The organism is Citrobacter sp. CK195 (assembly GCF_030333365.1).
GTDB lineage: Bacteria > Pseudomonadota > Gammaproteobacteria > Enterobacterales > Enterobacteriaceae > Citrobacter_B > Citrobacter_B koseri.
In genome coordinates this window covers 207,579-228,457 of record NZ_JAOWGB010000025.1, presented here as the reverse complement: position 1 = coordinate 228,457, position 20,879 = coordinate 207,579, and the positions used below count along the sequence as shown (strand labels likewise).

Genomic DNA, 20,879 nt, shown 5'->3' with positions numbered 1-20,879 from the left:
AATTTGATCAGCGCTAAATACTGCTTCACAACAAGGAATGCAAATGAAGAAATTGCTCCCCATCCTTATCGGCCTGAGCCTGACGGGGTTCAGCACACTGAGCCAGGCAGAGAACCTGATGCAAGTTTATCAGCAAGCACGCCTGAGCAACCCGGAATTGCGTAAATCCGCCGCCGATCGCGATGCTGCATTCGAAAAAATTAACGAAGCGCGTAGTCCTTTACTGCCGCAACTGGGTTTAGGTGCCGATTACACCTACAGCAACGGCTATCGTGATGCGAATGGCATCAACTCCAACGCCACCAGCGCCTCTCTGCAATTAACCCAGACCCTTTTTGATATGTCAAAATGGCGCGCGCTGACGTTGCAGGAAAAATCCGCAGGTATCCAGGACGTCACGTTCCAGACCGATCAGCAAACGCTGATCCTCAATACGGCGAGCGCCTACTTTAAAGTCCTGAACGCCATTGACGTTCTCTCTTATACGCAGGCGCAGAAAGAAGCCGTTTATCGTCAGTTAGATCAAACCACCCAGCGTTTTAACGTCGGCCTGGTCGCTATCACTGACGTGCAAAACGCCCGTGCACAATACGATACCGTGCTGGCGAACGAAGTCACCGCCCGCAACAATCTGGATAACGCCGTAGAAGAACTGCGCCAGGTCACTGGTAACTACTACCCGGAACTGGCTTCGCTGAATGTCACAAACTTTAAAACCGACAAGCCGCAGGCCGTTAACGCGCTGCTGAAAGAGGCCGAAAACCGTAACCTGACGCTGTTGCAGGCGCGTCTGAGCCAGGATCTGGCGCGCGAGCAAATCCGCCAGGCGCAGGACGGTCATCTGCCAACGCTGGATTTAACCGCTTCTACCGGCGTGTCTGACACCTCTTATAGCGGCTCTAAAACCCATAACAGCACGCAGTATGACGACAGCAATATGGGCCAGAACAAAATCGGCCTGAGCTTCTCGCTGCCGCTGTATCAGGGTGGGATGGTCAACTCTCAGGTGAAACAGGCGCAGTACAACTTTGTTGGCGCGAGCGAACAGCTGGAAAGCGCGCACCGCAGCGTCGTGCAGACCGTGCGCTCTTCCTTCAACAACATTAATGCTTCTATCAGCAGCATTAACGCTTACAAACAGGCCGTTGTTTCCGCGCAAAGCTCTTTGGATGCAAACGAAGCCGGTTATTCCGTGGGTACGCGTACCATTGTTGACGTGCTGGATGCCACCACCGCGCTGTATGAAGCGAAGCAACAACTGGCGAATGCGCGTTATAACTATCTGATTAACCAGCTGAACATCAAGAATGCTCTCGGTACGTTGAACGAGCAGGATCTGGTGGCGCTGAACAATGCGCTGGGTAAACCGATCTCGACATCCCCGGACAACGTCGCGCCGGAAACCCCGCAGCAGGATGCAGCGGCGGATGGCTATAATGCCAGTACGGTTCAGCCTGCTTCAGCACGTTCCACCAGCAGCAACGGTAACAACCCGTTCCGTAACTGATGAATTGCCCGATGGCGCTTCGCTTATTGAGCCTACCTGATTGCAGGCAGGGTAAGCGTCGCGCCACCGGGCGCTAAACCTTGTCTGAACGTAAGGCAACGTAAAGATCCCGCCATTCTGCCGCATTCTCGCCTCTTCTCGCTTCAATTTCGACCAGCCATCCACTATCCTGAGCATTATTTATTGTGTTTACCACTGGGTCCTGGAAGACAAAAATGAAACGGACAAAATCTATACATCACGCCTCGTTCCGCAAAAGCTGGAGCGCACGTCATCTTACTCCGGTTGCTCTGGCGGTTACCGCTGTCTTTATGCTGGCCGGCTGTGAAAAAAGCGACGAAACGGTTTCGCTGTATCAAAACGCCGACGACTGCTCGGCGGCGAACCCGGGCAAAAACGCTGAATGTACGACCGCATTCAACAATGCCCTGAAAGAAGCGGAACGTACCGCGCCGAAATACGCGACGCGTGAAGACTGCGTGGCTGAATTCGGCGAAGGCCAGTGCCAGCAGGCGCCGGCTCAGGCAGGCATGGCGCCGGAAAATCAGGCGCAGGCGCAATCCAGCGGCAGCTTCTGGATGCCGCTGATGGCGGGCTATATGATGGGCCGAATGATGGGCGGTGGCGCGGGCTTTGCTCAGCAACCACTGTTCAGTTCAAAAAACCCGGCCAGCCCGGCCTACGGTAAATACACCGACGCCAGCGGCAAGAACTACGGCGCCGCACAGCCTGGCCGTACCATGACTGTACCGAAAACCGCGATGGCGCCGAAGCCCGCCACAACCACAACCGTTACCCGTGGTGGTTTTGGCGAATCAGTGGCAAAACAAAGCACAATGCAGCGTAGCGCCACCGGCACCTCGAATCGTTCGATGGGCGGCTAAGACGCATGGAAAGAATCAGTATTACTGAGCGCCCGGACTGGCGCGAGAAAGCCACCGAATACGGTTTTAATTTTCACACGATGTACGGGGAACCGTACTGGTGTGAAGACGCGTACTACAAGCTGACGCTCGACCAGGTTGAGAAGCTGGAAGACGTCACCGCTGAACTGCACCAGATGTGCCTTAAGGTCGTGGAGAAAGTGATCGCCAGCGACGAGCTGATGACGAAATTTCGCATTCCTAAGCATACCTGGGGCTTTGTACGTCAGTCCTGGCAAACGCAGCAGCCGTCACTCTATTCCCGCCTCGATCTGGCGTGGGATGGCACGGGTGAGCCTAAACTTTTAGAAAATAATGCCGATACGCCGACCTCACTGTATGAGGCCGCGTTTTTCCAGTGGATCTGGCTGGAAGACCAGCTCAATGCGGGCAACCTGCCGGAAGGCAGCGATCAGTTTAACAGTCTGCAAGAAAAGCTGATCGAACGCTTCGCCGAGCTGCGTGAGCAGTATGGCTTCCAACTGCTGCACCTCACCTGCTGTCGCGACACCGTGGAAGATCGCGGGACAATCCAGTATCTACAGGACTGCGCCGCCGAAGCTGAAATCGCCACCGAGTTCCTCTACATTGAAGATATCGGCCTGGGTGAAAAAGGTCAGTTTTCGGACTTGCAGGATCAGGTGATTGCCAACCTGTTTAAGCTCTATCCGTGGGAATTTATGCTGCGTGAAATGTTCTCCACCAAGCTGGAAGATGCTGGCGTTCGCTGGCTGGAACCGGCCTGGAAGAGCATTATCTCCAATAAAGCGCTGCTCCCAATGTTATGGGAAATGTTCCCGGATCACCCTAACCTGCTGCCGGCTTATTTTGCGGAAGATGATTATCCGCAAATGGAAAAATTCGTCGTCAAACCGATCTTCTCGCGTGAAGGCGCTAACGTCTCCATCATTGAGAACGGGAAAACGATCGAAGCGGTGGAAGGCCCTTACGGTGAAGAAGGCATGATTGTGCAGCAGTTCTGCCCGCTGCCGAAGTTTGGCGACAGCTATATGCTGATTGGCAGCTGGTTGATCAACGATCAACCAGCCGGGATCGGTATTCGCGAAGACAGGGCGTTGATCACCCAGGATCTGTCCCGCTTCTACCCGCATATCTTTGTCGAATAGTCTCTTGTGCCGGGTGGCGGCTCCGCTTTACCCGGCCTACAATTCGTGCCGTAGGCCCGACAAGCGTAGCGCCATCGGGCATTAATCATCCCACCTGTACCGACAGCATACTCAGGCTGCCCATCTCGATGCCGTCAACCGGGATCGTCACCGGCTCTTTGCCATCCCATGCGCCTGACACATACAGCAGCGGCAGATAGTGATCCGGCGTTGGGTTCGACAGCGATCCTCCTTCATGATCGAGGTAATTAACCAGCGGATGCTGTTCTACCGGCCCCTGCCATGTCAGATTCGCTTTCACATACTCATTGAATGACGTTGCCCACGGGTAGGGCGTATTCTCGCCATGCCAGCGCGCCGTGCGCAGGTTATGCACCACGTTGCCACTGGCGACCAGCATAATGCCTTCGTCCCGCAACGCCGCCAGTTTGCGCCCTGTTTCAAAATGCCAGGCCGCCGGTTTGGTGCTGTCGATGCTCAACTGCACCATCGGGATATCCGCATTCGGGTACATCTTGATCAACACGCCCCAGGAGCCGTGATCAAAGCCCCACGCCTCTTTATCCAGCGCGACCGGCGTCGGCGACAGCAACTCAACCAGATGTTGCGCCAGTTCCGGCGAACCGGGCGCAGGATAATACGTGTCATACAATGCCTGAGGAAAGCCGCCAAAATCATGGATCGTCTTTGGCGCTTCCATCGCCGTCACGCCCGTCCCTCGCGTGAACCAGTGCGCCGAAACAACGACAATCGCTTTTGGACGCGGCAATGTATCCCCCAGATGCCGCCAGGCGCGGGTATACACATTATCTTCCAGAACGTTCATCGGGCTACCGTGACCTAAAAACAATGCTGGCATACGTGTTGAAGACATGATGATATCCTTACTGAGGGAGTCATTTTGATATCATCACAATACGCTTTTTCGATGGATGAAGAACTCAGATAACCATGATGAAGATCATCAGTTATTTTGAAGGTCAGGTTCGGACAGTTGAATCATAAGGAGTTGTCGATGTCAGTACCTTTAATTCTGACCTTACTGGCGGGCGCCGCCACCTTTATTGGCGCGTTTCTTGGCGTGCTGGGGCAAAAACCGTCCAACCGCGTGCTGGCGTTTTCACTGGGATTCGCCGCAGGCATTATGCTGTTGATCTCGCTGATGGAGATGCTGCCAGCCGCGCTGGCGGCGGATGGCATGTCTCCGGTGCTGGGTTACGGTATGTTTATTATCGGCTTGCTGGGTTATTTCGGTCTCGACAGGTTGCTTCCCCACGCCCACCCACAAGATTTAGTGCAAAAAACCGCGCGTCCTCTCCCCGGCTCGATAAAACGCACCGCCATCCTGCTGACGCTGGGCATCAGCCTGCACAACTTCCCGGAAGGTATCGCCACCTTCGTCACCGCCAGCAGCAACCTCGAATTGGGTTTTGGCATTGCCCTGGCTGTCGCCTTGCACAATATTCCTGAAGGATTAGCGGTCGCCGGGCCAGTCTACGCCGCAACCGGTTCAAAACGGACAGCAATTTTCTGGGCCGGTATCTCCGGGATGGCGGAAATTCTTGGCGGTGTAATGGCGTGGCTTATTCTGGGCAGCCTGATCTCACCGGTCGTTATGGCGTCCATCATGGCCGCCGTCGCGGGAATTATGGTGGCATTATCCGTTGATGAGCTGATGCCGCTGGCAAAAGAGATCGACCCTAATAATAATCCCAGCTACGGCGTACTGTGTGGAATGTCGGTGATGGGGTTGAGTCTTGTCGTGCTTCAGGCGATGGGAATCGGATAACAGAGGCAGCAGGAAGCGCTTATTCCTGCTCTTTGGTCATAACGCGTTCTTCATCATCGCGACGAAGTAATTTATTGTGGATTTCCAGCAGCGCATCTCTGTCCTGCCGAAACGCCTTACAATAGCGTTTCATATGGCAAAAATACCCTACGATCACCAGAAAAATTAAGACGAGCCAATACCAGGCGATAAACATCCTCTTACCCTTAAAATCTAATATTACCAAACAATTAGCGTTAAAACCTTTTCTACCTATATTGAGGTAGCCCTATATACTGGCACAGTATGAAATCGAGAATATGATTTTGATCATAGAGAAAAAGGTTGGGCTTTTATTAACAGATGGGATGTTTAAAAAAGCAAAATATAAGGGATAAACGGCGGGATTAATGACCTCTGTAAACACAAAAAACCGAAGCCTGCGAACCGGCTTCGGTTTTTATTATCATCTCATCGCCTGATGGCGCTTCGCTTATCAGGCCTACAGAATTAGCTGGCTTTACGCTCGTGCGCCTGGCGGTAAGCCACCAGATCTTCGATCGTCACTACTGCCATGTTGTGTTTACCGGCAAACGCGATGCATTCCGGCGCGCGCGCCATTGTGCCATCGTCATTCGTCAGCTCGCACAGTACGCCAGCAGGTTTGAACCCGGCCAGCGTCACCAGATCGATGGTGGCTTCAGTATGGCCGCCGCGGGTCAGAACGCCACCCGGCTGCGCGCGCAGCGGGAAAACGTGGCCTGGACGGTGCAGATCGGCAGATTTCGCGCCATCGGCAATGGCTGCGCGAACGGTCGTTACGCGGTCTGCGGCAGAAACGCCGGTAGTCACGCCTTTTGCGGCTTCAATGGTCACGGTAAAACCGGTGCCGTAGGCGCTGGTATTGTTCTCCACCATCATCGGCAGATCGAGCTGCTTGCGACGATCTTCAGTGATGCACAGACAAACAATGCCGCTGCCGTGGCGAATGGTCAGCGCCATCTGCTCAACGGTCATGGTCTCGGCCGGGAAAATCATATCGCCTTCGTTTTCGCGATCTTCATCGTCAAGCACCATCACACCGCGTCCTTCACGCAGCGCGGATAGCGCATGTTCCACACGTTCAAAAGGCGTACCAAAAGAGGAAAGTAGCGTCTGATTCATGGTAAAAAAACCTCATTAAAATTATGGTTACCAGAATCAGGGCAGTCTTAGGAGTACCGACAAGCGGCAAAAAAATAACGTGAGCGGGCCCATGCCCGACTGGATCGTTACTCTCTCCCATCCGGACTTTAACCGTCGGCCCCGGAATTACACCGGATCTGCTGACCTTCAGATTTGCACCTGAAGCGCTCGCGGGCTTTCAACCTGTCCTTCATCTTTCACGCCGCTGCTGCATTGCTGCAACGCGAAATCTTTTGGCCATACGTTGATTTACCGCCGGTGGGGAATTTCGCCCCGCCCTGAGAATAAGCGAGTTAACTATAACGCTATTGATTACCTTCATCAACGCCTTTACTCCGCTAAGCGACACACAATTCTGGTTTATGACGCCTGCATATCGCACTACAATGTGTTCTGACACTTACCAGTTCAGGGAAACCACAATGATTGACCCGAAAAAAATTGAGCAACTCGCTCGTCAGGTTCACGAGTCGATGCCGAAAGGGGTTCGGGAGTTCGGGGAAGATATCGAGAAGAAAATCCGTCAGACGCTGCAATCGCAGCTGACGCGTCTCGATCTGGTGAGCCGTGAAGAGTTTGACGTGCAGACTCAGGTCTTACTGCGCACCCGCGAAAAGCTGGCGCTGCTGGAGCAACGCCTCAGCGAGCTGGAAGCGCGTGAGAAACCTGTAGATGTTAAACCTGCGCCCGCCATCCCACCTGTCGATCCGCAAGAGTAAAAACCACAACGGGCCGTAAGGCCCGTTGATATTTTCAGTGTTCGAGTTCTAGCTTCTTAGCCTGTGTCGCCTGTTGGCAGTAAAGCGCATAACGTTTGCAAAACCAGCTGCGGTGCGCCTCATCCATATTTCCGGTAACGGCCTGGATATCAACAGGATGGCCCTCAGCCTGCATCCTGGCGAAACTGCGCGCCAGAAAATCAAAATTGTTTAACGAATATACGTTCTTGTCGTTCATCAGCATACCCTCCAGTTATCAAATATCTGTTAAGGCCATATGCTTTTTCTAATTTCAGTATTCTCTTATATGTGTTGAACGGTTGTGCAAAAAGTGCGCATATCAGTTGCCTGACATCACACTTTGGGAACAAGCCAGATGCCCGATGGCGCTGTGCGTATCGGGCCGTCTGTTCAGCGGTTATTTATCGCTGTCTTTCTGGATTTTCTTGATGATATTGGTGGTCGAACAACCGTCTTCGAAGTTAAGCACCAGCACTTCGCCGCCGTTGGCCCAGACTTCTTCGCTACCGGCAATCTCTTCTGGCTTATAGTCACCGCCTTTCACCAGCAGATCCGGCAGCACGCCAGCAATCAGCCGCTGCGGGGTGTCCTCGTCGAAAGAAACCACCCAGTCAACGGACTCCAGCGCACCCAGCACGATCATTCGCTGTTCCAGCGGATTCACAGGGCGAGTTTCGCCTTTCAGACGTTTGGTGGAGGCGTCGCTGTTCACCGCGACGATCAGGCGATCGCCCAGCTTGCGGGCGTTCGCCAGGTAAGACACATGTCCGGCATGCAGAATGTCAAAAACACCGTTGGTCATGACCACTTTCTCGCCGCGTTTACGCGCGCTGGCCACGGCCTGTTTCAGTTCGGCTTCCGTCATCACGCCGAAGCCGGTATCCGCACGACCGCGCACCGCATTTTCCAGTTCGATTGGCGAAACGGTTGATGTTCCCAGTTTACCGACGACAACGCCTGCTGCCGCGTTCGCGAAATAGCAGGCCTCTTCCAGGGAGTTCCCCGCCGCTAATGTGGCCGCCAGTACGCCGATCACCGTATCCCCGGCACCGGTAACGTCATACACTTCCTGCGCCTGGGTCGGCATATGCAGCGGCGCTTTACCCGGTTGCAGCAGCGTCATTCCCTGCTCGGAACGGGTCACCAGCAGCGCAGAAAATTCGAAATCGGCAATCAGCTTCATGCCGCGTTCGACAATCTCTTCTTCACTTTTACATTTACCCGCCACCGCTTCGAACTCAGACAGGTTCGGCGTCAACAGCGTGGCGCCGCGATAACGTTCGAAATCGGTGCCTTTCGGGTCGATCAGCACCGGGACGCCCGCTTTACGCGCAAGCTGAATCATCTGCTGAACGCTGGCCAACGCGCCTTTGGCGTAATCAGACAACACCAGCGCGCCAATTGAGCCCAGCGCCTGGTTAATACGCTCGTGCAATGGCAGCGGATCGACGCCTTCAAAGCCTTCTTCAAAATCCAGGCGAATCAGCTGCTGGTTACGGGAAAGTACACGCAGTTTGGTAATCGTCGGATGCGTAGGCACAGAAACGAAGTCGCATTTTACGTTCACATCCGCCAGCGTTTTGCTCAGCGCGCGCGCCGCATCGTCAATACCGGTCAGACCCACCAGACGCGAATTTGCGCCCAGAGAAGCGATGTTCATCGCCACGTTCGCCGCGCCGCCCGGACGTTCTTCAATGGTGTCCACTTTGACAACGGGCACCGGCGCTTCGGGGGAAATACGGCTGGTCGGCCCGTACCAGTAGCGATCCAGCATCACATCACCAACAACCATGACTCCTGCACGTTCAAACTCTGGCAGCGTTACTTTCATTCCTGTCTCCTGAGAGATTCTCTGAGGGTCTTAAAATTTGCGCGCGATAATAGCACACTTCACCCGGCAACCAGCCACTTCTGCCAGCTTGCCCGTACCAGCGCGCGTTCCTTGCTGAAGCACTCTTGCGCCACATGCCCAGGAAGCTCCTGTAGCGCAAGGTGATGAAGCTCATCGCGCAGCGTGGTATAGGCCTGCGTCAGCGCCTGCGCTTCCTGTTCATCCATAATGTCGTTTTGCACCAGCAGTTCCAGAATGCGCACGTTATCGGACCAGCGCGTCAGCTTCGGCTTTTCATGTGCATAGCGCAGCACCAGATATTGGGTAATAAATTCAATATCGGTGATCCCGCCTTCGTCGGCTTTGATATCAAAACGATCGCGATGCTTGTTGCCCAGATGCGCGCGCATTTTCTCGCGCATTTCGCGCACCTCGGTCTGCAACGTTTTGCCTTCGCGAGCGAGGGTCATGATATCGCGACGCACGGCGTCAAACTGCGAGGTCAGTTGCGGGTCGCCATAAACCACACGGGCGCGTACCAGCGCCTGATGCTCCCATGTCCAGGCTTCGTTTTTCTGATAATCGGCAAAGGCTTCCGCCGACGTGACCAGCATTCCCGCCGCGCCGGACGGGCGCAGCCGCGCGTCCACTTCATACAAGATACCGGAAGAGGTGCGGGTGCTGAACAGGTGCATAATGCGCTGCGCCAGGCGTAAGTAGAACTGGCGGCCGTCGATTTCACGCTCGCCGTCGGTCATCACGTCCATTGGGCAATCGTGCAAAAAGATCAGATCAAGATCGGAGCTGTAGCCCAGCTCCCAGCCGCCCAGCTTGCCATAACCCACCACCGCAAACCCGCGTCCGGTGCGCTCAGCAAGGTGCGTCGGCTGCCCATAGCGCGCCACCATTTGCCCCCACGCCTGCTGGACAACAGCGTCGATAATGGCCTCCGCCAGCCAGGTCAGATGATCGCTGACCTTCATCACCGGCAGCGTACCGGCAATATCCGCCGCCGCAATGCGCAACAGCTGCGTTTGTTTAAACTGGCGCAGCGCTTCCAGTTGCTGCTCTTCGTCATCTTCCGGCACACGCAGCAAATACTGGCGTAACTCATCGCGATAAGCGTCGGTCGCCGTTGGCTGATACAGCGTATTCGGGTCCAGTAGTTCATCGAGCAACAGCGGATAACGCGCCAGCTGGCTCGCCACCATCGGCGAAGCGGCGCACAGCGAAATCAGGTGCTTCAGCGCGCCGGGAAATTCGCTCAGTAATTCAAGGTAGGTGGTACGCGTAACGATCCCTACCAGCAGCGGCGTAATACGCGACAGCGGCACAGAGGCATCTTCGCGCGAGCACACGTCGCTAAGCAGATGCGGCATCAGATGGTCGAGCACCTGCCGCCCGCGCGGGCCAATGGTGCGCTTATCCAGCTCTTTACGAAAGTCGGCGATTAACGCCAGCACGCGTCCGCGATCGTCGTCGGACAGATGCGCCAGCACCGGCGTGGTATCATCTTCCTGTAGCGCATCCTGCCACAGCTCGCGCCAGTGTTCCGACAGCGTATCTTCCTGGGTATCAGTTTCGTCATCGCCAATCAGTTCGTTAAATACCCGACGCACGTTAGCCATGTGCGCCGCCAGAATGTCGGTGAGCTGCGACCAGTCATCCGTGCGCATTCCCCAGGCCAGGCGCGCCCGGTTCAGTTCATCGCCCGGCAGCGTCTGGGTCTGCTCATCATTGATGCTTTGCAGCAGGTTTTCCAGACGGCGCAGGAAGAGATAGGCCGCGCGTAACTGTCCGGCGTCATTTTCTGGCAACAGGTGCAGCGCATCAATCGCGCTCAGCGTCGGCAGCAATGAGCGAGATTGCAGCGAGGGTTCCCGTCCGCCGCGAATCAACTGGAACACCTGCACGATAAACTCAATTTCACGAATACCGCCGGCGCCAAGCTTAATATTGTCTTTCAGACCGCGACGGCGCACTTCACGGGCAATCATCCCTTTCATATTACGCAGGGACTGGATCACGCTGAAATCGATATAGCGGCGGAACACGAAAGGTCGCAACATGGCGCGCAGTTCATCGACATACGCACTGTCGGCAGCGCCCATAATGCGCGCTTTGACCATCGCATAACGCTCCCAGTCGCGCCCTTGTTCCTGGTAATAATCTTCCAGCGCGGCAAAACTCAGCACCAGCGGGCCACTGTCGCCAAACGGGCGCAGACGCATATCCACCCGGTACACAAAGCCGTCCATCGTCGGCTGGTCCAGCACTTTGATCAAACGCTGCCCCATGCGGGTAAAGAACTGCGCGTTATCCAGCTCGCGCCGACCGCCCCGGGTGGAACCGTGCTCCGGCCAGGCGAAGATCAGATCGATATCCGAGGAGAAATTCAGCTCGCCGCCGCCCAGTTTTCCCATCCCCAGAATCAGCAACGGTTGAGGTACGCCATCATGGTTGCAGGGCGTACCCCACTCACGACAGCAGGCGTCATACAACCAGTCGCGCGCGGCGACGATCAACGTTTCCGCCAGATGGCTTAGCTGTTGCAGAATGTTTTCTTCTTCCACCAGCGACAGCGCCTGCGCCCAGGCGATACGTACCATGATGCGGCGACGGAATACGCGAAGCTCGCGCATCAGCGCCGTTTCATCAGTCACCTGCACCAACGCGTCCTGTAGCCACGCGGCATAATGCCGCCACTCATCGGCCTGCGGCGGCGCGCTTTCCAGCTCAGTCAGCCACTCGGGATGCGCAATCACGCTGTCCTGCACAAAGTCACTAAATGTAAGTACTGACTTCGCCTGAACGCTAAGCGTGGCTTCAGCCAGGATTTCTGGTAACCGCTCAACCACGGTCTGCCAGTGCTGCTGTAACGGTGAAGAAAGCGGCTTCATTTAAGGTGTGTCCTCAGATGGCTAACTAATCCCGATGAGTGTTGCCGGATGGCGGCGTAACGCCTTATCCGGCCTACAAAACCTGTGCGCCGTAGGCCTGATAAGATGCGCAGCATCGCCATCAGGCGTTACTGGTTATCGTTTTCCGCTATGCAGCCAGAACGGCTCCTGGAAGATCGCCTCATTGCGGAAGTGTTCAACTTCAATGCGCTGCCCTGTCACAATCGCGTGGCGCAGGCCCTGCCAGTTCTCCAGCCAGGCCTGTACCGCATTCGCGTCGTAATAACCTGCCAGCAGCAAAATGCTGTCAATATCGCGGGTCAGGCGCGGGAGCTGATCGCGATACCGATCGCCCAACGGCTGCCCGAAAGTCGCTTTCAGCTCCGCCGCGTGGCGCGACAGGTGAATATCGGCAAAGCGTTTGAAAGAATCGGCCATTTTCGCCTGCGCTTTGGCGTCGAGGAACGGTTGCCAGGCTTTGGTGACCAGCCATTCGGTCAGCGCCAGTTTAGCCATCGCCGTTTGCGTGCTATAGATAGCCGTAATGGCTGAAACCTCAGAGACAAGGGTCGCTTCCGACTGCGTCAGCAAATCGCGTAAGTGAGCGCTTGCTTTACGCGGTACAATACCGCCAAACAGCATCAGCGCATGGCGAACCAGCCCCATCGCCGCCAGTACATCCGCTTTGGCGGCGTCATTTCCACGCACCCACAGCTCTTCATGGTACTGCCATTGCGACAATGCCAGCTCCAGCGCCGCTTCCAGCCCCTGCTCAATGCTGGCTTTGGCTGGCGCTTTCAGCACCGCAGTAGGTCTGATCCCACGCGGAGCATTCCCCTGCGCCAGATGATATCCCCGTGCGGCCTTGCTCAGGCTGCCCTGACGCAGACCCGCTTGCGACACCAGTTGGTTTGCCAGTTTCAACACCGCACGGGTCTCGCCGCTTAACAGTTCCAGCTCCAGCTCGCAAATTGGCTCGGCACATTCTCCGGCCTTCACTTCGCCAAGATCGAGCGCGATTTCAATACGGCTGCCGTCAACGTCCACCAGCCATTTCTCACGGTAAAAATCGGTGCTGAACAGCGGCTGCACGCGTGAAGCGAGATCCGCGGGCAGCTCGCCGTTCGGCCAGACCTCCTGCGGGAGCAGTGCGAGATCCAACGTCGGCTCGCTCAGCACAACATTGTATTCCGGCCGTTGATGCAGACCCCCCGTAACCCGACCGGCGATTTTCATGGTCATTTCATAACGACCATTCTCGCCACGGATGCGCAGACCCATATCATGGCCACGCAACCACTTGTCCGGCGTTTCGTAGTAAATGTTCTGTAACTGGCTGGGCGCATGGTGCTCGCCGCCGAGTGTTTGCAGATGGTCACGCAACGCGTCTACAGCGTCGTGATTAACGATAAACTTTAATTCGATTTCCTGAGCCATTGCCTTGTACTTATGGGTTATGTCACATATGGGAAGAATGACGGCGAACTTAACGCGTTCTTTTTTGTCAGTAGATAGTATTTTGCGCCAAATTGCCATGCAACGAGCAATTTGACGGGCGTAAAAGTTTAAAACAGTGGCAAAGATGACACAGATGATTCCGATTGATGTCGAATGCTTTGCGTAGAGACACTGATGCCACTACTATCGTTCCACTTTTTATGACAAAAACGACAGCCTGATGCCAAAATTACGCCTGATTGGATTAACTTTACTTGCACTTAGCGCCACTGCCGTCTCCCACGCAGAAGAGAAGCGCTATGTCTCTGACGAACTGAATACCTGGGTCCGCAGCGGTCCGGGAGATAATTATCGCCTCGTGGGTACGGTGAATGCCGGCGAGGAAGTGACATTATTACAGACTGACGCCAACACGAATTACGCTCAGGTGAAAGACAGTACAGGTCGTACTGCCTGGATCCCGATGAAAGAGCTGAACAGCTCGCCCAGTCTGCGTATCCGCGTACCGGATCTGGAGAATCAAGTTAAGACGCTGACCGACAAGCTGAACAATATTGATACCACCTGGAATCAGCGCACGGCCGACATGCAGCAAAAAGTGTCGCAGAGCGACAGCGTGATTAACGGGTTGAAAGAAGAAAACCAGAAGCTGAAAAACGAGCTGATCGTGGCGCAGAAGAAAGTCAGCGCCGCCAATCTGCAACTTGATGACAAGCAGCGCACCATCATTATGCAGTGGTTCATGTATGGCGGCGGCGTGCTGGGGCTCGGCCTGCTGCTCGGCCTGGTTCTCCCGCACATGATCCCAAGCCGTAAACGCAAAGACCGCTGGATGAACTAAATCGCCTTCTCTGCCGCACTGACATATGATTAAGGGATGATTTTTTCAGGAAGGGAAAGTGGCGTGAAGATTTATCTGGTCGGTGGTGCTGTTCGGGATGCGTTGTTAGGGCTACCGGTCAAAGATAAAGATTGGGTGGTGGTTGGCGCCACGCCGCAGGAGATGCTTGACGCGGGCTACCAGCAGGTAGGCCGCGATTTTCCCGTGTTTCTTCATCCGCAAACGCGTGAAGAGTATGCGCTGGCGCGCACCGAGCGTAAATCCGGTTCAGGCTATACCGGCTTTACCTGCTATGCCGCGCCGGACGTGACGCTGGAAGAAGACCTGCAACGTCGCGACCTCACCATTAATGCCCTCGCGCAGGATGACGACGGCCATATCGTCGACCCCTATCAGGGGCGTCGCGATCTGGACAATCGCCTGCTGCGCCATGTTTCCCCCGCCTTTAGCGAAGATCCGCTGCGCGTGTTGCGCGTGGCGCGTTTTGCCGCCCGCTACGCGCACCTCAGTTTCCGCATCGCTGATGAAACCCTGGCGTTGATGCGCGACATGACCGCCGCAGGCGAACTGGAACACCTCACGCCGGAGCGCGTATGGAAGGAGACCGAGAACGCCTTAACCACGCGCAATCCGCAGGTTTTCTTTCAGGCGCTGCGCGACTGCGGCGCGCTACGCGTTCTGTTCCCGGAAGTGGACGCGCTGTTTGGCGTTCCGGCTCCGGCAAAGTGGCACCCGGAAATCGATACCGGCATCCACACATTGATGACGTTATCAATGGCCGCCATGCTCAGCCCGAACGTTGATGTGCGTTTCGCCACGCTCTGTCACGACCTTGGCAAAGGGTTGACGCCCAAAGCGCTCTGGCCGCGCCATCATGGTCACGGCCCGGCAGGCGTAAAGCTGGTCGAGCAGTTATGCCAGCGTCTGCGTGTGCCGAATGAGATTCGGGATTTAGCCAAACTGGTGGCGGAATTCCACGATCTCATCCATACCTTCCCGATTTTGCAGCCGAAAACGATCGTGAAGCTGTTCGATTCGATTGACGCCTGGCGTAAGCCGCAGCGCGTAGAGCAAATCGCCCTGACCAGCGAGGCCGACGTGCGCGGTCGTACCGGTTTTGAGGCGTCTGACTATCCGCAAGGTCGCTGGCTGCGCGAAGCGTGGCTGGTCGCGCAGGCGGTGCCGACAAAAGAGGTGGTGGAGGCAGGCTTTAAAGGCGCGGAGATCCGCGAAGAACTCACCAGACGGCGAATTGCAGCGGTGGCTAACTGGAAGGAACGGCGTTGCCCGAAACCCGAGGCGTAAGCTCACCGTTTTGTTGCCGGATGGCGCTCCGCTTATCCGGCCTACAAAATCGAACCGCAAGCCAGATAAGGCATTTGTGCCGCCATCCGGCATCAAAATCGAACCGTAGGCCGGATAAGGCATTTGCGCCGCCATCCGGCAACAAAATCGAACCGCAAGCCAGATAAGGCATTTACGTCGCCATCCGGCATCAAAATCGAACCGTAGGCCGGATAAGGCATTTGCGCCGCCATCCGGCATCAAAATCGAACCGTAGGCCGGATAAGGCATTTGCGCCACCATCCGGCATTAAAATCGAGCCGTAGGCCGGATAAGGCATTTGCGCCGCCATCCGGCAACAAAATCGAACCGTAGGTCGGATAAGGCATTTACACCCCCATCCAGCATCAAAATCGAACCGTAGGCCGGATAAGGCATTTACGCCGCCATCCGGCAACAAAATCGAACCGTAGGCCGGATAAGGCGTAAACGCCGCCATCCGGCATCAAGCGTTATCAGAAGAAAACAACGTAGACCGCAGCAGCCACGATAAAGCGGTAAATCGCAAACGGAATGAACGAGATACGCTTAATCAATTGCAGGAAGGTTTTGATGGCGATCAGCGCCACAATGAACGCAGTCACAAATCCCACGGCGAACATGGGGATATCTTCCACCGTCAGGAACGACCAGCTCTTGTAGAGATCCAACGCCGTCGCGCCCATCATCATCGGAACGGCCAGCAGGAATGAGAATTCCGATGCGGCATAGCGACTCACCCCCATCAACATCCCACCGGAAATGGTCGCGCCGGAACGGGAAAAGCCCGGCCACAGCGCCAGACACTGGAAGCAGCCAATCATAAACGCCTGACGATACGTCATATCGTCCAGGCCCGGCGCGCGCGGCTCTTTCGGCTTCAGGCATTCCGCGGCAATCAGCAGCAGACCGCCCACGACCAGCGCATACATCACGTTGACGGGATTAAACAAAGACTTAATGGTGTCATGGAACACCAGGCCCAGCACCACGGCCGGGATCATCCCCAGCACAATATGCCCTAACGTCAGGCGTCCTTTTCCGGTGCCTTCATGCGGTTGTTTGCCAAAGTGAATGCCGATCAGGCCGAACAAACGCCGCCAGAACATCACCACCACCGCCAGGATCGATCCCAGCTGAATTACCACCTCAAACGTCTCTGCCGTATCGCCTTCAAAACCCAACAGGTGACCGACAATGATCATATGGCCCGTGCTGGAGACGGGCAAAAACTCCGTCAATCCTTCGACCACACCCAAAATTGCCGCCACCAGCAGCGAGTGTATATCGCTCATCAATAAACCCCTAAATCAAAAAAAACGAACAGCAGTTATGACTCCAGCTTTAAGACCCATATATCGCCGTTTGGTTTAAAAACTATGAAGTTAATTATTTTCTTTCAGATTATTGCCACGCTCAATGATAACGCCAACATTCGCCGCACGCGCTACGGCGCCGGGCTTACTGAGCTTGATGCGTACCCACGGAGAGTTAAAGCGGCTGAGCAGCAGATCCGCCACCTCTTCCGCTACGCGTTCGACTAACGCAAAACGGCCGCCCTCCACATGGCTGACTACCGTATCGGCAATGTCGGCATAGCTCAGACAATCCGCAACGTCGTCGCTTCTGGCTGACTTACGGTTGTCCCACGCCATTTCGATATCGAACACCAGTTTCTGTTCGATAGTTTGCTCCCAGTCGTAAACACCGATAGTGGTGATTACCGAAAGTTGCTCTATAAATACAATATCCATCACGACCTGCCTGCTTTTTGGCTAACCCGGATACCACTTCCGGCGAAATATGCGTATTATCCACAGAAGTAGCGTTTAACACGACATTTTCAAAACGGAACAGCTTATGAGTGCAATCGCGCCTGGAATGATCCTCTTCGCGTACCTCTGCGGCTCAATTTCCAGTGCCATTCTGGTCTGCCGCATTGCAGGTTTACCCGACCCGCGTCAGAGTGGCTCCGGTAACCCTGGCGCGACCAATGTGTTACGCATAGGGGGCAAGGGAGCAGCCGTAGCGGTACTGATTTTCGACGTCCTCAAAGGCATGCTGCCGGTCTGGGGCGCTTATGCATTAGGCGTAACCCCTTTCTGGCTGGGCCTGATTGCCATCGCCGCCTGTCTGGGGCACATCTGGCCGGTCTTTTTTGGCTTCAAAGGCGGAAAAGGCGTCGCGACCGCATTCGGCGCGATCGCGCCCATCGGCTGGGACTTAACTGGCGTGATGGCGGGCACCTGGCTGCTGACCGTCTTACTGAGCGGTTACTCGTCATTGGGCGCGATCGTCAGCGCGCTGATTGCGCCATTCTACGTGTGGTGGTTTAAACCCCAGTTCACCTTCCCGGTCTCTATGCTGTCTTGCCTGATTTTGCTGCGCCACCATGACAACATCCAGCGCCTGTGGCGTCGTCAGGAGACGAAGATCTGGACGAAACTCAAGAAGAAGCGCGAGAAAGATCCGCAGTAGCTTTTTACACCACGCCGTAGGCCAGGTAAGGCGAAGCCGCCATCAGGCACATACGCATCGCCGGATGGCGACGCAAAGCGTCTTATCCGGCCTACAGATTGGTTCACCACGCCACCTGATATCCCTCGTCTGGCTTGCCGAGTCGCTTCTGGCACCATGCCGCCAGAAACTCCACACATACCCGTAACTTTACGCTGCGGTACAGCGGTTCCTGATAGACCGCCCAGATATTGGCGCTCTGCGCATACTCCGGCAATACCCTCACCAGTTTACCGCTCGCCAGAAACGGCTGCACATCCCACTCTGAACGCAGCATGATCCCTTTGCCCTCCAGCGCCCACTGCAAAACAATTTCACCGCTATTGGAAGAGAGGTGTCCGGTTACTTTCACTGATTTTTTCTCTTGCCCGTTCCCCAGTTCCCATATGCCGTGGGTCATATCACGTTCTTTTGTCACCAGACAATCATGACCGCTTAATTCTTGTAAGGTTTTTGGCTCAGGATATTTCTGGAGATATGCGGGAGACGCGCATAATATTCTTTTATTCTTTGTTAACAAATGCGCAATATAATAATCAGGAATTTCATCGTTAATCCGAATATCCAGATCAATATTATCCTGTACCAAATCAATTTGCCGATCGAAGAGTTCAAAGTGAACCTGTAATTCAGGATAATTGCGCATCAGGTCGGTAATGGCAGGTGCAATATAACTGCGGCCAAAACCAAAACTACAGCCAATGCGAATCATTCCCTCCGGGCGCGTTTTAATTTGCGTCACCTCATCCACCAGCCGCTGATAGTGCGTGAGGAGCTTCAGCGCATGTTCATAGCAGCGTTGCCCGCTTTCCGTCAGCGCAACACCTCTTGCCGAGCGGTTCAGCAGCGTGGTGGCAAGGGTTGTCTCAAGAATCTGAATCCGTTTCGTCACGAACGCGGGCGTTTGCCCCAGCGCCGCCGCTGCCGCGCTAAAGCTTCCCGTATGGACAATTTCAACCAAAACCTGTAGGTCTTTGGCTAAGGGATAGTTGTTCAGCATCTGTCGGTTATCCGTGATTTTAATACGCGCAGTGTAAATCTCTTAACGTCGTTAAACCCTGCCTTTGCTCAATTTTCATCACCTTTCTGTGGTGTGATTCACGAACTGTTAATTGCATATACACAGTGACAAAAAATATAAAACCACACATTTAGTGGTAGTTTACTCCAGAGAATTTATTTCCAGATTAATAAAAGAACTGGAGTTGATATGATGAGCAATCAAAATAACCAAAATGCGGTTACTACGTTGACGGATATTGTCGCTAATTTTACCGCCATGATCTCCACCCGAATGCCCGACGACGTCGTCGATAAATTAAAACAGCTGCGTGATGCCGAAACCTCATCGATGGGAAACATTATCTACCACACGATGTTCGATAACATGCAGAAAGCAATCGACCTGAACCGCCCGGCCTGCCAGGACACGGGCGAAATTATGTTCTTCGTGAAGGTCGGTTCCCGCTTCCCGCTGCTGGGCGAGCTGCAAAGTATTCTTAAGCAGGCCGTGGAAGACGCCACCGTAAAAGCGCCGCTACGCCATAACGCGGTCGAAATTTTCGACGAAGTGAATACCGGCAAAAACACCGGCAGCGGCGTGCCGTGGGTCACCTGGGAGATTATTCCCGATGGCGACGATGCGGAAATTGAAGTTTATATGGCGGGCGGCGGTTGCACGCTGCCGGGGCGTTCCAAAGTGCTGATGCCTTCCGAAGGCTACGAAGGCGTCGTGAAATTCGTCTTTGAAAACATCTCCACGCTGGCGGTCAATGCCTGTCCGCCGGTACTGGTCGGCGTGGGCATCGCAACCTCCGTCGAAACCGCCGCCGTGCTTTCCCGCAAAGCGATTCTGCGCCCGATAGGCACCCGTCATCCGAATCCAAAGGCAGCAGAGCTTGAGCTGCGGCTGGAAGAAGGACTAAACCGCCTGGGAATCGGCCCACAAGGGCTGACCGGCAACAGCTCGGTGATGGGCGTACACATCGAATCCGCCGCCCGTCATCCGTCAACCATTGGCGTGGCTGTCTCCACCGGCTGCTGGGCGCACCGTCGCGGTACGCTGCTGGTTCATTCTGACCTCTCCTTCGAAAACCTGTCCCACACCCGGAGCGCGTTATGAAAAAGATCCTCACTACCCCGATCAAAGCCGAAGACCTGGAAGATATCCGCATTGGCGATGTGATCTACCTGACCGGAACGCTGGTGACCTGTCGCGACGTTTGTCACCGCCGTCTGATCGAACTCAAGCGCCCCATTCCTTACGATCTCAATGGCAAAGCGATTTTCCACGCCGGGCCGATTGTGCGTAAAAACGGTGATAAATGGGAGATGGTCTCCGTCGGCCCGACCACCAGCATGCGTATGGAAGCCTTTGAAAAAGAGTTCATTGAGCAGACCGGCGTGAAGCTGGTGGTCGGAAAAGGCGGGATGGGGCCGCTGACCGAAGAAGGCTGCCAGAAATTCAAAGCGCTGCACGTCATCTTCCCGGCTGGCTGCGCGGTGCTGGCGGCGACCCAGGTCGAAGAGATAGAAGAGGTGCACTGGACGGAACTCGGCATGCCGGAATCGCTGTGGGTTTGCCGGGTGAAAGAGTTCGGGCCGCTGATTGTCTCTATCGATACCCACGGCAACAACCTGATCGCCGACAACAAAAAACAGTTCGCCGAGCGTCGCGGTCCCATCGTTGACGAGATCTGCGAGTACGTGCACTACATCAAATAACCCTTCAGGAGAGGCGCTACGCCTCTCCCTTTTCT

Annotated in this window: 19 protein-coding genes, 1 pseudogene and 1 riboswitch; of the genes and pseudogenes, 11 read left to right on the top strand and 9 right to left on the bottom strand. The window is 55.1% G+C overall.

What is annotated here, in order from left to right:
* Positions 1 to 37 precede the first annotated feature (37 nt).
* The 3 genes from tolC to OGX93_RS15285 all read left to right on the top strand — a co-directional run bounded on the left by tolC (position 38) and on the right by OGX93_RS15285 (position 3,557).
* Complete coding sequence (tolC, locus tag OGX93_RS15295) at positions 38 to 1,507, top strand: outer membrane channel protein TolC (protein WP_012135166.1); 1,470 nt, start codon at positions 38 to 40, stop codon at positions 1,505 to 1,507.
* Between the two features lie 215 nt (positions 1,508 to 1,722).
* Entirely contained in the window at positions 1,723 to 2,391 is a 669-nt protein-coding gene (locus OGX93_RS15290; RefSeq protein ID WP_012135168.1) for a DUF1190 family protein, read from the top strand.
* Between the two features lie 5 nt (positions 2,392 to 2,396).
* Positions 2,397 to 3,557, top strand: coding sequence for a glutathionylspermidine synthase family protein (locus tag OGX93_RS15285; protein WP_012135169.1), 1,161 nt, complete (start codon positions 2,397 to 2,399; stop codon positions 3,555 to 3,557).
* 85 nt (positions 3,558 to 3,642) lie between these two features.
* Here the strand turns inward: OGX93_RS15285 and ygiD are convergent, their stop codons facing one another.
* The gene (gene ygiD / locus OGX93_RS15280; RefSeq protein WP_286449062.1) at positions 3,643 to 4,431 is read right to left on the bottom strand and encodes a 4,5-DOPA-extradiol-dioxygenase; all 789 of its coding nucleotides are present in this window, start codon (positions 4,429 to 4,431) and stop codon (positions 3,643 to 3,645) included.
* Between the two features lie 141 nt (positions 4,432 to 4,572).
* Here ygiD and zupT point away from each other — a divergent pair, with 141 nt between their 5' ends.
* On the top strand, positions 4,573 to 5,346 hold the full coding sequence (zupT, locus tag OGX93_RS15275) for a zinc transporter ZupT (protein ID WP_024130960.1): 774 nt from the start codon (positions 4,573 to 4,575) through the stop codon (positions 5,344 to 5,346).
* Between the two features lie 489 nt (positions 5,347 to 5,835).
* Here zupT and ribB read toward each other — a convergent pair whose 3' ends face one another.
* Positions 5,836 to 6,489, bottom strand: a complete 654-nt coding sequence (gene ribB / locus OGX93_RS15265) for a 3,4-dihydroxy-2-butanone-4-phosphate synthase (protein WP_286449064.1) — start codon at positions 6,487 to 6,489, stop codon at positions 5,836 to 5,838.
* Positions 6,490 to 6,594: 105 nt separating this feature from the next.
* Positions 6,595 to 6,800: riboswitch (FMN riboswitch) on the bottom strand.
* Between the two features lie 132 nt (positions 6,801 to 6,932).
* Between ribB and ubiK the strand changes: the two genes are divergently transcribed.
* Entirely contained in the window at positions 6,933 to 7,229 is a 297-nt protein-coding gene (gene ubiK, locus OGX93_RS15260; RefSeq protein WP_024130961.1) for a ubiquinone biosynthesis accessory factor UbiK, read from the top strand.
* Positions 7,230 to 7,263: 34 nt separating this feature from the next.
* Here ubiK and glgS read toward each other — a convergent pair whose 3' ends face one another.
* The 4 genes from glgS to OGX93_RS15240 form a co-directional block, all read right to left on the bottom strand.
* On the bottom strand, positions 7,264 to 7,473 hold the full coding sequence (gene glgS / locus OGX93_RS15255) for a cell surface composition regulator GlgS (RefSeq protein WP_012135175.1): 210 nt from the start codon (positions 7,471 to 7,473) through the stop codon (positions 7,264 to 7,266).
* A gap of 174 nt (positions 7,474 to 7,647) precedes the next feature.
* Positions 7,648 to 9,081 (bottom strand): bifunctional D-glycero-beta-D-manno-heptose-7-phosphate kinase/D-glycero-beta-D-manno-heptose 1-phosphate adenylyltransferase HldE, encoded by a 1,434-nt coding sequence (gene hldE / locus OGX93_RS15250; protein ID WP_012135177.1) that lies wholly within the window; start codon positions 9,079 to 9,081, stop codon positions 7,648 to 7,650.
* A gap of 59 nt (positions 9,082 to 9,140) precedes the next feature.
* Positions 9,141 to 11,981 (bottom strand): bifunctional [glutamate--ammonia ligase]-adenylyl-L-tyrosine phosphorylase/[glutamate--ammonia-ligase] adenylyltransferase, encoded by a 2,841-nt coding sequence (gene glnE, locus OGX93_RS15245; protein ID WP_286449066.1) that lies wholly within the window; start codon positions 11,979 to 11,981, stop codon positions 9,141 to 9,143.
* Positions 11,982 to 12,116: 135 nt separating this feature from the next.
* Positions 12,117 to 13,418, bottom strand: coding sequence for a CYTH domain-containing protein (locus OGX93_RS15240; protein WP_286449067.1), 1,302 nt, complete (start codon positions 13,416 to 13,418; stop codon positions 12,117 to 12,119).
* Positions 13,419 to 13,659: 241 nt separating this feature from the next.
* Between OGX93_RS15240 and OGX93_RS15235 the strand changes: the two genes are divergently transcribed.
* The 3 genes and pseudogenes from OGX93_RS15235 to OGX93_RS22370 form a co-directional block, all read left to right on the top strand.
* Entirely contained in the window at positions 13,660 to 14,280 is a 621-nt protein-coding gene (locus tag OGX93_RS15235; RefSeq protein WP_012135182.1) for a TIGR04211 family SH3 domain-containing protein, read from the top strand.
* Between the two features lie 63 nt (positions 14,281 to 14,343).
* Positions 14,344 to 15,585, top strand: a complete 1,242-nt coding sequence (locus OGX93_RS15230; protein ID WP_286449068.1) for a multifunctional CCA addition/repair protein — start codon at positions 14,344 to 14,346, stop codon at positions 15,583 to 15,585.
* Positions 15,581 to 15,694: pseudogene (locus OGX93_RS22370) on the top strand (hypothetical protein); the annotation flags it as partial. The gene OGX93_RS15230 and the pseudogene OGX93_RS22370, both read left to right, overlap by 5 nt.
* Positions 15,695 to 16,079: 385 nt before the next feature.
* Here OGX93_RS22370 and bacA read toward each other — a convergent pair.
* Positions 16,080 to 16,898 (bottom strand): undecaprenyl-diphosphate phosphatase, encoded by an 819-nt coding sequence (gene bacA, locus OGX93_RS15225; RefSeq protein ID WP_012135186.1) that lies wholly within the window; start codon positions 16,896 to 16,898, stop codon positions 16,080 to 16,082.
* 90 nt (positions 16,899 to 16,988) lie between these two features.
* On the bottom strand, positions 16,989 to 17,357 hold the full coding sequence (gene folB, locus OGX93_RS15220) for a bifunctional dihydroneopterin aldolase/7,8-dihydroneopterin epimerase (RefSeq protein WP_012135187.1): 369 nt from the start codon (positions 17,355 to 17,357) through the stop codon (positions 16,989 to 16,991).
* A 106-nt stretch (positions 17,358 to 17,463) separates the two neighbouring features.
* On the opposite strand from folB, the gene plsY reads away from it, so the two are divergent.
* Entirely contained in the window at positions 17,464 to 18,081 is a 618-nt protein-coding gene (gene plsY / locus OGX93_RS15215) for a glycerol-3-phosphate 1-O-acyltransferase PlsY (protein ID WP_012135188.1), read from the top strand.
* A 103-nt stretch (positions 18,082 to 18,184) separates the two neighbouring features.
* Here plsY and ttdR read toward each other — a convergent pair whose 3' ends face one another.
* The gene (gene ttdR, locus OGX93_RS15210; RefSeq protein ID WP_012135189.1) at positions 18,185 to 19,120 is read right to left on the bottom strand and encodes an L-tartrate utilization transcriptional activator TtdR; all 936 of its coding nucleotides are present in this window, start codon (positions 19,118 to 19,120) and stop codon (positions 18,185 to 18,187) included.
* Positions 19,121 to 19,330: 210 nt separating this feature from the next.
* Between ttdR and ttdA the strand changes: the two genes are divergently transcribed.
* Together ttdA and ttdB are read left to right on the top strand one after the other, a co-directional pair.
* Positions 19,331 to 20,242, top strand: coding sequence for a L(+)-tartrate dehydratase subunit alpha (ttdA, locus tag OGX93_RS15205; RefSeq protein ID WP_012135190.1), 912 nt, complete (start codon positions 19,331 to 19,333; stop codon positions 20,240 to 20,242).
* On the top strand, positions 20,239 to 20,844 hold the full coding sequence (ttdB, locus tag OGX93_RS15200) for a L(+)-tartrate dehydratase subunit beta (RefSeq protein WP_104868172.1): 606 nt from the start codon (positions 20,239 to 20,241) through the stop codon (positions 20,842 to 20,844). Before ttdA ends, ttdB begins: the two co-directional genes overlap by 4 nt.
* The last annotated feature ends 35 nt before the right edge of the window (positions 20,845 to 20,879 follow it).